The sequence below is a fragment of the Acidithiobacillus marinus genome, assembly GCF_002847505.1.
In the GTDB taxonomy this organism is placed as follows: domain Bacteria; phylum Pseudomonadota; class Gammaproteobacteria; order Acidithiobacillales; family Acidithiobacillaceae; genus Acidithiobacillus; species Acidithiobacillus marinus.
In genome coordinates this window covers 22,615-36,044 of sequence record NZ_MXAV01000056.1, presented here as the reverse complement: position 1 = coordinate 36,044, position 13,430 = coordinate 22,615, and the positions used below count along the sequence as shown (strand labels likewise).

13 protein-coding genes are annotated in these 13,430 nt (G+C 52.7%); 8 read left to right on the top strand and 5 right to left on the bottom strand.

Annotated elements, in window-relative coordinates; genetic code table 11:
* The first annotated feature begins 39 nt into the window (after positions 1-39).
* Positions 40-828: a UDP-2,3-diacylglucosamine diphosphatase gene (locus B1757_RS14355; protein WP_253253882.1), complete on the top strand. Its 789-nt coding sequence runs from the start codon at positions 40-42 to the stop codon at positions 826-828.
* Positions 829-845: 17 nt separating this feature from the next.
* Here B1757_RS14355 and gyrB read toward each other — a convergent pair whose 3' ends face one another.
* The 4 genes from gyrB to dnaA form a co-directional block, all read right to left on the bottom strand.
* Positions 846-3,248, bottom strand: coding sequence for a DNA topoisomerase (ATP-hydrolyzing) subunit B (gene gyrB, locus B1757_RS14350; RefSeq protein ID WP_101538971.1), 2,403 nt, complete (start codon positions 3,246-3,248; stop codon positions 846-848).
* Positions 3,245-4,300 (bottom strand): DNA replication/repair protein RecF, encoded by a 1,056-nt coding sequence (gene recF, locus B1757_RS14345; RefSeq protein ID WP_101538970.1) that lies wholly within the window; start codon positions 4,298-4,300, stop codon positions 3,245-3,247. The genes gyrB and recF overlap by 4 nt, the downstream gene beginning before the upstream one ends.
* 25 nt (positions 4,301-4,325) lie before the next feature.
* Positions 4,326-5,423, bottom strand: a complete 1,098-nt coding sequence (gene dnaN, locus B1757_RS14340) for a DNA polymerase III subunit beta (protein ID WP_101538969.1) — start codon at positions 5,421-5,423, stop codon at positions 4,326-4,328.
* A gap of 253 nt (positions 5,424-5,676) precedes the next feature.
* Entirely contained in the window at positions 5,677-7,035 is a 1,359-nt protein-coding gene (dnaA, locus tag B1757_RS14330; protein ID WP_101538967.1) for a chromosomal replication initiator protein DnaA, read from the bottom strand.
* Between the two features lie 317 nt (positions 7,036-7,352).
* Between dnaA and B1757_RS14325 the strand changes: the two genes are divergently transcribed.
* Together B1757_RS14325 and B1757_RS14320 are read left to right on the top strand one after the other, a co-directional pair.
* Positions 7,353-8,123, top strand: coding sequence for an SDR family oxidoreductase (locus B1757_RS14325; RefSeq protein WP_172437741.1), 771 nt, complete (start codon positions 7,353-7,355; stop codon positions 8,121-8,123).
* Positions 8,124-8,318: 195 nt separating this feature from the next.
* On the top strand, positions 8,319-8,768 hold the full coding sequence (locus B1757_RS14320; RefSeq protein ID WP_101538966.1) for a host attachment protein: 450 nt from the start codon (positions 8,319-8,321) through the stop codon (positions 8,766-8,768).
* 396 nt (positions 8,769-9,164) lie between these two features.
* Here B1757_RS14320 and B1757_RS14315 read toward each other — a convergent pair whose 3' ends face one another.
* Entirely contained in the window at positions 9,165-9,914 is a 750-nt protein-coding gene (locus tag B1757_RS14315; RefSeq protein ID WP_253253881.1) for an Aq_1264-related membrane protein, read from the bottom strand.
* Positions 9,915-9,985: 71 nt separating this feature from the next.
* On the opposite strand from B1757_RS14315, the gene thiD reads away from it, so the two are divergent.
* From thiD to B1757_RS14290, 5 genes are read left to right on the top strand one after another with little or no spacing between them, the layout of a single operon-like run.
* Positions 9,986-10,789, top strand: a complete 804-nt coding sequence (gene thiD, locus B1757_RS14310; RefSeq protein WP_101538964.1) for a bifunctional hydroxymethylpyrimidine kinase/phosphomethylpyrimidine kinase — start codon at positions 9,986-9,988, stop codon at positions 10,787-10,789.
* Positions 10,776-11,444 carry a thiamine phosphate synthase gene (thiE, locus tag B1757_RS14305; RefSeq protein ID WP_101538963.1) on the top strand — a complete coding sequence of 223 codons (669 nt, stop codon included), beginning with the start codon at positions 10,776-10,778 and terminating at the stop codon, positions 11,442-11,444. Before thiD ends, thiE begins: the two co-directional genes overlap by 14 nt.
* A gap of 8 nt (positions 11,445-11,452) precedes the next feature.
* Positions 11,453-12,745, top strand: coding sequence for a glutamate-1-semialdehyde 2,1-aminomutase (gene hemL / locus B1757_RS14300; protein WP_101538962.1), 1,293 nt, complete (start codon positions 11,453-11,455; stop codon positions 12,743-12,745).
* A complete protein-coding gene (locus B1757_RS14295) occupies positions 12,742-13,137 on the top strand; it encodes an HIT family protein (RefSeq protein WP_101538961.1) in 396 nt (131 codons plus the stop codon). The genes hemL and B1757_RS14295 overlap by 4 nt, the downstream gene beginning before the upstream one ends.
* A 2-nt stretch (positions 13,138-13,139) precedes the next feature.
* A complete protein-coding gene (locus tag B1757_RS14290) occupies positions 13,140-13,418 on the top strand; it encodes a ComEA family DNA-binding protein (protein ID WP_101538960.1) in 279 nt (92 codons plus the stop codon).
* The last annotated feature ends 12 nt before the right edge of the window (positions 13,419-13,430 follow it).

The window sequence follows — 13,430 nt, the reverse complement described above, 5'->3', positions numbered from 1 at the left end:
TGGCATTATAGACCCATGTCACGTTTTCAGGATGATTTTATGCCTCAATACCGCAGTATTTTCCTGTCCGATGTTCACCTCGGTACCCGAGGCTGTCAGGCAGAAAGTCTGCTGGACTTTCTGCGCCATAATTCCTGTGAGCAATTATATCTGGTGGGCGACATCATTGATTTATGGCGCCTCAAGATTCGCTGGTACTGGCCGCGCAGCCACAACACGGTGGTACAGAAAATTCTGCGTCTCGCCCGTTCCGGGGTCAGTGTCCGATATATTCGGGGTAACCATGATCCCGTCTATGAACTGCTCTCCGATTATGTCCAGCGCCAGGATGAGATTATTTCCCTGGGCGACATAGCCATTCTCCGTGAAACCGTCCATGAAACGGCCGACGGGAAAAAGCTCTGGGTCATTCATGGTGATCAGTTTGATGCGGCCATGCGCTATGCCACCTGGCTGATCCATCTGGGCGATCATGGTTATACCCTGCTGCTTTGGTTCAATCGCTTGCTGCAAGGCTTGTTCCGCCGCCTGGGTCTGCGTCGCCACTGGTCCCTGAGCGCCTACATCAAATATCGCGTCAAAAAAGCCGTACAATTTATCAATGACTATGAACATCTGCTGGCCGAAGAAACGGCCCGGCGGGGTTATGCCGGGGTCATTTGCGGCCACATTCACCATGCCGAACAGAAAACCATTGATGGCATCCTGTATTACAATGATGGTGACTGGGTGGAAAGCTGTACGGCGCTGGTAGAACACATGGACGGCCAGATGGAAATCATTCACTGGCCGGTCGTGCTGCGTTTTGATCAGGATGTAGCAGCCTGATCAAAACCGTTACTGGACTAGATGTCCAGTCGGGAAACAAAACGGGCGTTCTCTTCGATAAAACGCCGCCGCGGTTCTACGGCATCCCCCATCAACATGGAAAACACTTCATCAGCGGCAATGGCATCTTCCACATCGACCCGAACCAGTCGGCGGTTTTCGGCATTCATAGTGGTTTCCCAGAGCTGCTCCGGGTTCATTTCACCCAGACCTTTGTAGCGCTGTATTTCCACCCCCTTGCGGGCATCAGCCAGGAGCCAGTCCATGGCCTCGCGAAAACGCTCCACGGAGCGAATTTTTTCGCCTCTTTTGATCTGCGCGCCCGGGGACATTTGGCCTTCAATATTGCGGGCATATTCCGCGAGCTGACGATATTCACCGCCCGCAAAAAAATCCTGGTCAAAAAATCGGACTTCCTGACTGCCATGATGTTCCCGACGAATCACCAGCCGCAAGGCATCTCCCTCACCGATTTTCTCGACTAGATAATGTTCGGCGGGCAGGGCTGTGGCACTGAGCGCCGCGTGCAGCGCCTGGGCAAACTGTTTCCAGTCTTCTTCACTGGCCGACGCGCCATGGATCGGAGCCAGAGTGGCCAATGCCCAGAGGAGGGTTGACGGATAACGTCTTTCCAGACGCTGTACCAAAGCTTCAATGTTCTGGTACTGGCGCATCATGCCCGCGAGTTGCTCGGGACTGACCGCCTCCGTTTCAGCAGCGGGATGAAATTCCGCACCGTGCATGGCCATTTCCCGCAAATAGGCCGCCAGTTCCATATCATCCTTGATATAGCGTTCGTCCTTGCCTTTTTTGACCTTGTAAAGCGGGGGTTGGGCAATATAAATATGCCCATGCTCCACCAGATCGGCCATCTGCCGGTAGAAAAAAGTCAGCAGCAGGGTGCGGATGTGACTGCCATCCACATCCGCGTCCGTCATGATGATGACGCGATGATAGCGTAATTTGGCGAGATCAAAATCTTCCTTGCCGATGCCAGTGCCCAGCGCCGTGATGAGCGTACCGATTTCATCGGAAGACAGCATTTTGTCAAAACGGGCGCGCTCGACGTTCAGGATTTTTCCCTTGAGCGGTAAAATGGCCTGATGACGACGATCCCGACCCTGTTTTGCCGAACCACCGGCGGAATCACCTTCCACCAGATAAATTTCGCAAAGTGCCGGGTCCTTTTCCTGGCAATCGGCGAGTTTGCCGGGAAGATTAGCAATATCCAGAGCGCCCTTGCGCCGGGTCAGCTCCCGGGCCTTACGGGCGGCCTCGCGGGCGCGTGCGGCTTCGACAATCTTTGCGGCGATGGCCTGGGCTTCCTTGGGGTGCTCATCCAGAAAAATCGTGAGGGCTTCCGCCATGGAGGATTCCACCACTGGTTTCACTTCGCTGGAAACCAGTTTATCCTTGGTCTGGGAGGAAAACTTGGGGTCCGGTACCTTGACCGAAAGCACAGCCGTCAATCCTTCCCGGGCATCATCTCCGGTGACGGAAACCTTGGCTTTGGCCAGGGTCCCTTCCCTTTCCATGTATTGATTCAGGGTCCGGGTCAAGGCCGCGCGAAAACCTGCCAGATGCGTACCTCCATCATTCTGGGGAATGTTGTTGGTGTAGCAGAGGACGGTTTCGTTGTAGCCTTCATTCCACTGCAAGGCCGCTTCCACCACAATACCTTCCCGTTCTCCGCTCAATGAGATGACATGGGGATGGATAGCGGTTTTACTGCGGTTGAGATGCTCCACAAAGGCGCGAATCCCACCATCGTAATGAAAAATCTCCTCACGGTTGACCCTTTCGTCGAGCAGGGTGATGTGCACCCCGGAATTTAAAAAAGCCAGTTCGCGTAACCGCTTGGCGAGGATTTCAAAATGGAACTGGGTGTCGGCAAAAACTTCCGGAGAAGGTTTGAAACGAATCACAGAACCATGTCGGCTGGAAGCTTCACCCCGGGCAATGGGAGCGAGGGGAGCCCCATCGGCATAGGACTGGGTCCAGACAAAACCATCGCGGTAGATGCGTAACTGGAGAGAACTCGACAGGGCATTGACCACGGAAACGCCCACCCCGTGCAAGCCCCCCGAGACCTTGTAGGAATTATCATCAAACTTACCGCCTGCGTGCAGTATCGTCATGATGACTTCGGCAGCGGAGCGCCCTTCTTCGGCATGTACGTCTACCGGAATACCGCGTCCGTTATCACTGACACTGACGGATTCGTCATCATGAATAGTCACCACAATGGTATCGCAATGTCCGGCCAGAGACTCGTCTATGGCGTTATCTACCACCTCAAAAACCATGTGATGCAAACCACTACCATCATCGGTATCGCCGATATACATGCCCGGGCGTTTGCGTACTGCTTCCAATCCTTTCAAAACCTGAATACTGGAAGAATCGTACTTATCCGTCATATGTCACATTCCTTTTCAAGCTGGCCATGGGCCAGATAAAACTGCTTGCCTGCCTGACCTACCGGTATTTGATTTGTTGCAGTAACCGCTGCAAAAACCTGTACTCCCAGCTGATTCAACTGTTCCATCCACCAGATTCTGGCCGATTGATCCAGTTCTGCGGCAAAATCATCTATCAATATCACCGGTAACTGATAACCGGATTCCTGGATCAAGCATAACTGGGCCATGCGAAAAGCCATTCCCATTACCCGCAACTGCCCGCGGGAAAGAATATCCAGTGCCAGTTTCTGGCGAACTCTGAAAACCAGATTGGCCCGGTGGGGACCACTATGGGTATAGCCCATTTCCCGATCCGATCCCTGATCGCGCAGCAGACTTTCCCGCAAGGTCAATCCCTCTTTCCAGCCGGCTTGTAAATGTAATTGCAAAGTATCTGTAGAACCTGACCATGCATTCCAAAGCCTTTGCAAATTTTCTGCCATACGCATCAGATAATCCTGACGCAGTTGCTGAATACGCTCTCCAGCCTCTGCTAAAGCCATATCCCAGGGATTTTGTCCATGCGGATGCTTCAACCAGGCATTACGCTGTGCCAGTGCCCGCCGATATTCCCGGAAAATCTGTCCGTAATGGGCATCCACATAATAAATGCCCCAATCCATGATCCGTCGGCGATCATCGGCACTTCCCGCTACAAAGTGGCTGTTTTCGCTATGCAGACTTTGCAGTGGCAATATATCCAGCAACTCCCAGGCCGAGTGGATGGACTCCCCATCATAACGTATTTCTCGCTCTTCGCCACGTCTGCGTAGGGCCAGAAAGTGATCGGGCATTCGGGCGCTGAGCAGGTATTCGTTATCCCCATCACGGAGCAGATTGCGCGGTCCATGCCGCCAGGTTTGCCCCGTACCGAGAATATGCAGGGCTTCCAGCACGGTACTTTTCCCGGCACCATTCGCACCTACCAACCAGTTCCAGTGGGTATGGGTTTGAAGTTGTAGATCCTCAATGCAGCGCAAGGAGCGGATTTGTAATGACTCCAGCGTCATGTTTTCAATACAATTGAGGAATGGATTACAAACGCACCGGCATCAGGATATAGAGAGGATTATCGGCATCCATGGGGGTGAAAACAGCGGCACTGTTCCCGTCCTTGACCCGCATCCGAATTTCGTCTTGGTTGAATATCTGAATGGTGTCGGTGAGATAGCGACTGTTGAAAGCAATATCGATCACTTCATTCTGATACTGGATAGTCAGTTCGATTTCGCCTTCTTCCTGCTCTTCATTGCGACTTCGCAAAATCATGAGATTTTCGGCCAGACGAACCTGTGTCGTTGGATTACGATCACTGACCAGTACTTCGCTTTGCTGTAAGGCACTTTTGAAACCCTGACGATCGAGAATGGCGAAAAATGGGTGTCCCTGGGGTATAACCCGACGATAATCTGGATATTTGGCGTCAATCAACTTGCAGGCAAACTGCTGCGAACCATCATCTAAAACAAAACTGGTATCCGAAAGAGAGAGTTGTATATCTCCTGAGTGAATAATGCGCAGTAATTCCATGACGGCCTTGCGTGGTAGAATGCATTGGAAGGTATCTCCTTCCAGGCTATTGGCGAAGGGCAAAGACATCATCGACAGGCGGTGTCCGTCAGTGGCTACCAGACGCATTTCCTGTTCCTGAATTTCCAGGAGGACGCCATTCAGAAAAACGCGGGCATCGTTTTGCGCCATGGTGTTAGCAGTGACTGCCAGTGCTTCCCGGAACTGGGCAGCATCGCAGTTTCCTTGGCAACGACTGCTATGGATATTGAGATAAGGAAATTGTTCAGCCGGTAAAACATGGAGTGTAAAACGACTTTTGACCGCTTTGAGCAGGAGTTTTTCACCCTCTTTGTGCAGTTCCAGTGGGGTATGTTCCGGTAAGGCCCGGCAGATGTCATAAAGTTTACGTGCTGGAACAGCACAGCTGCCTGGGTGATCGACGGGGTGATCCTTTTCGACACTTAGTTGGACTTCCTGGTCGGTGGCGATGAAGCGACAGTGTTGCTCAGTGGCTTCTATGAGTACGTGGGCCAATATGGGCTGCACTGGGCGACGGTCGGCAATATTAGCCATGTTTGCCAGTACCGGCAGGATATCTTCACGATCCATGGTGAGTTTCATCAGGAAATACTCCTTGCTGGTTTTATTAAATAAAATGCTTTCTTCTTTTTAACTGCTATTATTATTAAGGCCCGGAGAGCCTGTGGGAAACCGTTATATCTATTTGTTATATGCTGATTTTTCCAGATGTAAAAGAGTCTGTGAAGCTGTGGATAAAGGGGTATGATCGGGGATAAAAAAGGGCCGTGATTTTCATACATGATCAGCTCAGAACTTATCCCGGGGGTTTTCCACAGGTTAATCATTTTCTGACTCATGCGCCTAGAATCCGTAATAAGTTGTTATAATCTTCATTGAGTTGAGAGTCTTCGTGACGCAGTTTTTCAATCTGACGGCAGGCGTGCAGGACCGTGGTATGGTCGCGACCACCGAAGGCCTCGCCAATTTCCGGGAGACTGTGGTTGGTCAGTTCTTTCGTCAGTGACATCGCCACTTGACGAGGTCGGGCAATATTGCGACTGCGCCGTTTGGACTGCATGTCAGAACCCCGGATATGAAAATACTCAGCAACGACTTTCTGAATATTTTCCAGACTGACCATGCGTTTCTGAACATCGATCAGATCGCGCAGTGCTTCCCGGGCGGTGTCCAGATTATAGGGTTTATGGGTGAAGTTGACGTGCGCGACCACGCGTCGCAAAGCACCTTCCAGTTCCCGGACATGGGAGCGAATTTTCTCGGCGATGAAAAAAGCCACCTCTTCAGGAAGCTGGATGCCGATCTCTTCGGCCTTGCAAAGAACGATGGCCATGCGGGTTTCGAGATCGTGGGGCTGGATAGCTACTGTCAGTCCCCAGCCAAAACGGGATTGCAGGCGTTCTTCCAGATTCTCCACTTCCTTGGGGTAGCGATCGCAAGTGATGATGATCTGCCGGCCACCGTCAAAGAGAGCGTTGAAAGTATGGAAAAATTCTTCCTGGGTGCGATCCTTTCCGGCAAAAAACTGAATATCATCAATTAGTAAAGCATCCAGTTTACGATAGCGCTGCTTGAATTCATTAATGGTGTTATGTTGCAGAGACCGCACCATATCCATGATGAAACCCTCGGCGCTGACATACAGTACCTTGGCATCGCTGCTGCGCTGGAGAATCGCATTGCCGACAGCCTGCATGAGGTGGGTTTTCCCCAGACCGACACCCCCGTAAATGTATAAAGGATTATAGGATTTACCCGGATGTTCGGAAACCTGACGCGCGGCCGCCACGGCGAGTTGATTGGATTTGCCTTCGACATAGGACTGAAAGGAAAAACCCGGATTGAGGCGATTGCCGTTACGCGGATCGGTGCTGACCTGCGCCGGGCTGGCGGGGTTTTGTGGCTCTGTCAGCACGGCGGCAGCTGCTGTATCCAGATCAAAACGCAGCAGCATTCCCGGCGCCAGCTCGGCAAGAACGGCTTCGAGGAGGTCTAGAAGTCTTTCCCGCACCCATTGCATGACAAAAGGATTCGGCGCAAACAAATGAAACTCGTTTCCATGGAGTTCGCCGCGTAGAGGCCTTAACCAGGTGTTGAACTGCTGGGGCGTGGTTTGCTCTTGTAACTGCACACAGAGCGCATCCCAGAGGGCATCTCCATCGCGCAGGGCGGGTATCATTGAATCACGGCGCATACGTAACCTGGTCTAGTGCTGGGCGGCAAAATCGTGATGTTTAGACACGACAGTCAGTTGCAGCAGTATAGCCAAGTGACGCGATCTGCGCCAGTATATAGTTGCGTATTCCAGAATCTGTCGTCTGCAAAGATTGTTGACTTTTTATTTAATCATTAAAATGCTTTAAAAAATATAGAAGGTGATATTTTTTTTACAAGAAAATCACCTATATTTTTATTAATATTTTCAGGAGGAGATAATTTAATATGCGTTTTTACGATGATGCATTCCAAATGCAACAGTTATCTTTCTGATCTGGCAAGGAAAGAACTTTTATGATTACAGGTCCTGTTGTGATCACTGGAGCGGGGAGTGGAATTGGCCGGGCTCTGGCACTGGTATATGCCGAACCCGGTCGACCGATCTTGCTGCTGGGCCGCCGACAAAAGCCTCTTGACGTAACGGCAGAGCAGGCGCGGTCCCGAGGAGCAGTGGTGAGCGCAATCAGTGTGGATGTTTGTAATGCCCAGGCCCTCGATGGAATTGCTCGCGATTTTTCAGCAACTTTTGGTAATATCTCGATAGTCATTGCCAACGCGGGTATCAGTCATGGGACTTTGGCTTTGGAGCGGGCAGATCGTCCGGTGTTTGCTGAGATTATTACCACCAATCTTCTGGGGATGGATAATACCTGTACGGCTTTTCTCCCTTATTTGACGCTGGATAGTCGCATTGCCGGAATAGCCAGTGTGGCAGGTTTTCGAGGTTTACCTGGGGCTGCGGCCTACTCGGCATCCAAGGCGGGAGTCATTGCATATCTGGAGAGCCTGCGCCTGGAATTGAAAAATCGTGGAACAAAGGTTTCTTGCATCTCTCCTGGTTATATTGCCACGCCCATGACGGCGGAAAATCATTATCCCATGCCCTGGTTGATGGATCCCGATAAGGCTGCTCAAAAAATACGGCGGGCCATCGATCGTGGCCAGGCATGGTTGGTGGTTCCTTGGCAAATGGCCCTGGTCGGCATGATTCTTCGGCATTTGCCCGATTTCATTTATGATCGCATATTTACAGGCGTTGCTGGTAAAGCAAGAAAAGTAAAATGATCATGAGGAACGTCATATTTACGGCGGATACAATAAAATTCCTGAAAATCGTGAAGTAATAATAAGGTGATGCCTTGATTATTCGCCAACGTAAGTCGCCTAGAAAATATTTTGATCCTTTTTGTGAATTTCCCTGGTATATTTATTTGGTCTATAATAAGTATGTGTATGTATTAATTTAAAGGGAGATGGACGATGAGCAACACAGGAATATTGGTATGTAATGCTTCTACAGCCCGTTTTTTTCGGAATGAGGGTTGTGGAAAGGGCATGAATCTGGTTACGGACTGGGAGCATCCCGACAGCCGCAAGCACGAGGGAGATTTTATTACGGGCAGCGCGGGTCGTGTTCAGCAAAGTTATGGTCATGGTGCAAGGCCTGGCATCGAGTGGAAGACCAGTCCAAAGGAAACGGAAATGCAACATTTTGCTGCCGAACTAGTGGACTATCTGCAAAGATCACGCTTGGAAGCGGTTTTTGAAGAACTGATTATCGTTTCTCCTCCGCATTTCCTCGGGCTACTCCGGGAAAAACTGGATGATCCTACCCGTAAATTACTGCGGGAGACTCTGGACAAGGATTATACACAGGAAACCGTTTCTGCTCTGGTCGAGCATCTTGGCGATATGTTTTGTCGCAACTAGCACCACGCTCGTTCATTGGCGATCAGGGACATCCTGGTCCTCAGATGCTGGATCAGATCCTGGTCGCAGGCGTGCCCTTTGCGACCGTAGCGTAAAGCGCGGTAATTCACCTTCTTGTCATGGCTGTGATGCAGAGCAGAATAAGTTTTCCACAAACTGTTGATGATTGGCTTAGCCGCACTTTCTATGAAGAAGCTTTTGGTAATCTTCACAACTTTATGAATAAAAAAAGAAATAACACTTCAAAATAGGATAAAAACTGTTGCGTTTCTGAAACAGGGCAGTAAAATCCGGTGGCTGACATTTATATCCACAAAGTTATCCACAGGATCTAAAGGATGTACAATTTATAAAACCCCCTTGCGGGGGTTAGGAAAGCTGGTGGAACAGGGCTTTTCAGGCTGGTTGTAGACGGGGTTTCACCAACCACATCTGAATCAAACTCAAGAACATCTCCAGCAGGGCAATGGGACAAGACAGCGCTCCGCCAATCAGCACCAGCCAGACGAAAGCAGGATTCTGGTGGGTCAGGAACCAACCACTGAAATCTACCAGCATGGCAATGAAAGGCAGGATGATCAGGGTGTATTTGAGACGGTTGGGGAAACGTGACCTGCTGAAAATCCAGCCAGCGATCCAAAAAATAACGCCGAGGGTGGTGAGATGGATCATGCCATTTAGCAGCATGGTACTCAGGCTCATGCCCGTATCCACTTTAGCCACGGTTTTAACGTCCCCATAAGTCACCAGAGGCGGATTATGCAGCACCTTGCTCATGGCTACGCTATGACATTTCAGACAGTTTCCAGCAATCAGGGGTTTGATAGCCGCGTTGTAGTCGGCTTCTGTTTCGCCTGAGGCAATCCAGTGATTGACCGCCGCGACCATTTTCGGTTTATCAGCCGCTGACATGCCTGCGTAACCCATCATGCGCGGCAACACGCTTTGCAAGGTACTGGAACTGCGATTGCCATAATAGTGTTGGGCAACTGCTTGAACAGTTAGCCCATTTTTACCACCTACTGTAATGTATACATAGGCTTCTGCGACCAAAAGGCCCAACCCCACCAGGAAAATAAATCCCGTATGGACCAGTTTTTCTGATAGACTCAATTCCGGCAATTGCCGCATGTGTTTTTCCTCCATGAAGTATGTCGTTAGGATAGGATCTGCGTGGCAAATAAAAGCAATTTTCCTGCCGGTTTTGCGGGTTGTCCATGCATCCCCCGGTAGTTCTCAGTATTGGTGGTTCGGATCCCAGCGCGGGTGCCGGTATTCAGGCGGATCTGCTGACCCTTGCCAGTTTGGGCGTGCATGGCTGTACGGCCATTACCGCACTGACGGTGCAGGATTCCGTCAATGTCCAGTGCTTCAGTCTGGTGCCACCGGCAGAATGCTTGCAACAGGCCCAGGCCATTATGGACGATATCCCGGTGCGGGTGATCAAAATTGGCATGTTGGGATCTGCGCAAATGGCTGCTGCGCTGGCAGATTGGCTGGAGCAGTATCCAGATATTCCCGTGGTGTTGGATCCGGTCATGGCGGCTGGAGGGGGTACTTCCCTGGCGTTGGCGGGATTGCGTGAGACATTGATTCACGAGCTCCTGCCTAAAATCACCATCCTCACCCCCAACGCACCGGAGGCGCTGTTGCTGGCTGCCGTTCCGGATCTGGAAAGCGCTGCTGCGTGGCTCAACCAGCACGGTGCGACTTGGGTGCTGATCACCGGGGGGCATGGAGATACGCCGGAACTGGAAAACCGCCTGTATCATCACGGGCGCCAGCAGCAGATGTATGTACAGCAGTGGCTGCCACAGCATTATCATGGTTCGGGATGTACCTTGGCTTCGGCCATTGCTGCAGGGCTGGCCAAGGGGATAGAACTGCAGCAGGCGGTGCAGGAAGCCCTCGACTTTACCCACGCAGCCTTGCGTCAGGCCTATCCTCTGGGACGCGGTCAGTATTTTCCCCGACGCTTTTATCAGCGCGAAGCCACACAGGATGCCCATGAACAGGGATAAACATACCATCGCCGGTTTATATGTCATTACTGACGCGCATTGGATGCCGGAGCCGGTTTTTCTGGAAAAAGCCGAAGCGGCCTTGCGCGGCGGGGCGCGTATCCTCCAGTATCGGGATAAAGGGGATCCCCTGCGGGATGGACTGCGGCGACGCCAGCAGGCCAGCGCGCTTCGGGATTTGTGCGCGCAACACGATGCTCTGTTTGTGGTCAATGATGACCCGGAGCTGGCCCGGGCCGTGCAGGCGCCCGCTCTGCATGTGGGCGCAGAGGATGCCCCTGTGGCGGCTTTACGGCAGACTTTCGGTCCGCAACTGTGCATTGGCGTGTCCTGCTATGCCTCCCTGGACAAAGCCCGACAGGCGCTCCGGGATGGCGCCGATTATGTCGCTTTCGGCGCTTTTTTCCCTTCGCCCAGCAAACCCCAGGCAACACCGGTGGATCTGCAGGTTTTGCAACAGGCGCGGGCCGAGCTGGATATTCCCTTGGTCGCCATCGGCGGCATTACAGAGGATAATGGTAGCCAACTAATCGCCGCTGGTGCGAATGCCCTGGCGGTAATCTCCGGAGTGTTTGCTCCGGAGCAGACCGGGGCGGTAGAGCTGGCAGCCCGGCGCTTTGCAGCCTTGTTTGATGATTCAGGAAAGGAATCATAGGAGAAATGATGACACAGACTTCACACGATTTGTTTCAGGCAGCCCAGCAGTGTATTCCTGGGGGCGTGAATTCTCCGGTGCGCGCCTTTCGTGGTGTGGGTGGAGATCCGGTATTCATGGATCACGCCGAAGGGGCGTATTTTTGGGACGTGGAAGGCAAGCGCTACATTGACTATGTCGGCTCCTGGGGGCCGATGATTCTCGGACACAATCATCCCGAAGTTCGCGCTGCAGTGCATGCCCAGGTCGATAAGGGTCTGGGTTTTGGTGCCCCTACGGCCATTGAAGTGGATATGGCCGAGATGGTCTGTTCACTGGTTCCCGGCTTGGAGTCGGTGCGTATGACTTCCAGTGGTACCGAAGCGGTCATGACCGCCATCCGTTTGGCGCGAGGCTATACCGGGCGCGATAAAATCATCAAATTTGAAGGAAACTATCATGGACACAGCGATAGCCTGCTGGTGAAGGCCGGTTCCGGTGCGCTGACCCTGGGTCAGCCCTCCAGCGCCGGGATTCCTCGTGAGGTCAGTCAGGATACCCTGGTGCTTCCCTATAATGATCTTTCCGCCGTAGAAGCCATGATGCATCAATATGGCTTTGATATAGCCACCATCATTGTCGAGCCCGTCGCCGGGAATATGGGTTGCGTCCCGCCCGAGCCGGGTTTTCTGGAGGGGCTGCGAGCGCTCTGTGATCAGTACGAATGCGTGTTGATATTTGATGAAGTCATGACCGGTTTCCGGCTGGCTTTGGGGGGTGCCCAAAGTCTTTATGGGGTTCGTCCGGATTTGACGACTTTCGGTAAAATCATCGGAGGCGGATTACCGGTGGGAGCGGTAGGAGGGCCCCGCGACATCATGGAATATCTGGCTCCCAATGGTCCGGTGTATCAGGCGGGAACCCTGTCGGGAAATCCGGTGGCCATGGCGGCTGGTCTGCAGACCCTGCGCCTGTTGACCGCTCCCGGATTTCACGAACAACTGGCCCGGCAAACCCAAAAATTGTGCGCGGGCCTTGCCGAGCGCGCCGAGGCAGCTGGGATTCCTATGCAAATCAATCAGGTGCCAGCCATGTTCGGCTGGTTTTTCAGTGACGAGCCGGTCCGCAGTTTTGACGCGGTGATGCGTGCCGATAGTCAGCGCTATGCGCAATTTTTTCATGGCCTGCTGGCGCGAGGGGTTTATCTGGCCCCCAGCGCCTATGAAGCGGGCTTTGTTTCCGCCGCCCACGGTGATGCTGAAATTGCCGCCACCCTGGATGCGGCGGAACAGGTTCTGGCTGAGTTGAAGGAGAAGCAATGACGACCCTCTTTACCCGCATCATCCAGGGAGAAATCCCTGCCCAGAAACTGCTGGAAGACGAGCATTATCTGGCCTTTCTGGATATCCGCCCGGTACGCCCCGGACATACCCTGGTCATCCCCAAAAAAGAGCATGATTATCTATTTACCCTGGATGATCCCACCCTGGCAGGGCTGCTCCCCTTTGCTAAGCGGGTGGTCCCGGCCCTGGAAAAGGTTACGGGCTGCAAGCGGGTCGGGGTGATGGTCGCCGGTCTGGAAGTGCCCCACACCCATGTGCATCTGATTCCCATGAATGCCATTCCCGACCTGAATTTTGCCCATGCCAAGGACACTTCGGCGCAGGACCTGGCCGCCATGGGCGAGCAGATTCGCAGGGCGTTACAGGACTGAATATGCTGCGCGGCATTCTCTTGCTGGTTCTGATGCTGCTGTCGAGCAGCCATCTGGCTTGGGCCAAGGGCAAAAACTGTCCGGCCCAGGTCAATATCAATCAGGCCAATGCCGAGCAGTTGCGCTGTTTGAAAGGCGTGGGTAAAAAACGGGCGGCCGCCATTGTCGCTTTTCGTGAGGCTCACGGCCCCTTTCCGGGGCCCGCCGCTCTGGGTGCGGTGCTGAGCCCGAAAATCGTGGCCCGCCTGCGTCCCCAGATCATCACCCAGCCGGCAGATTGAGGCGGCCAGCGG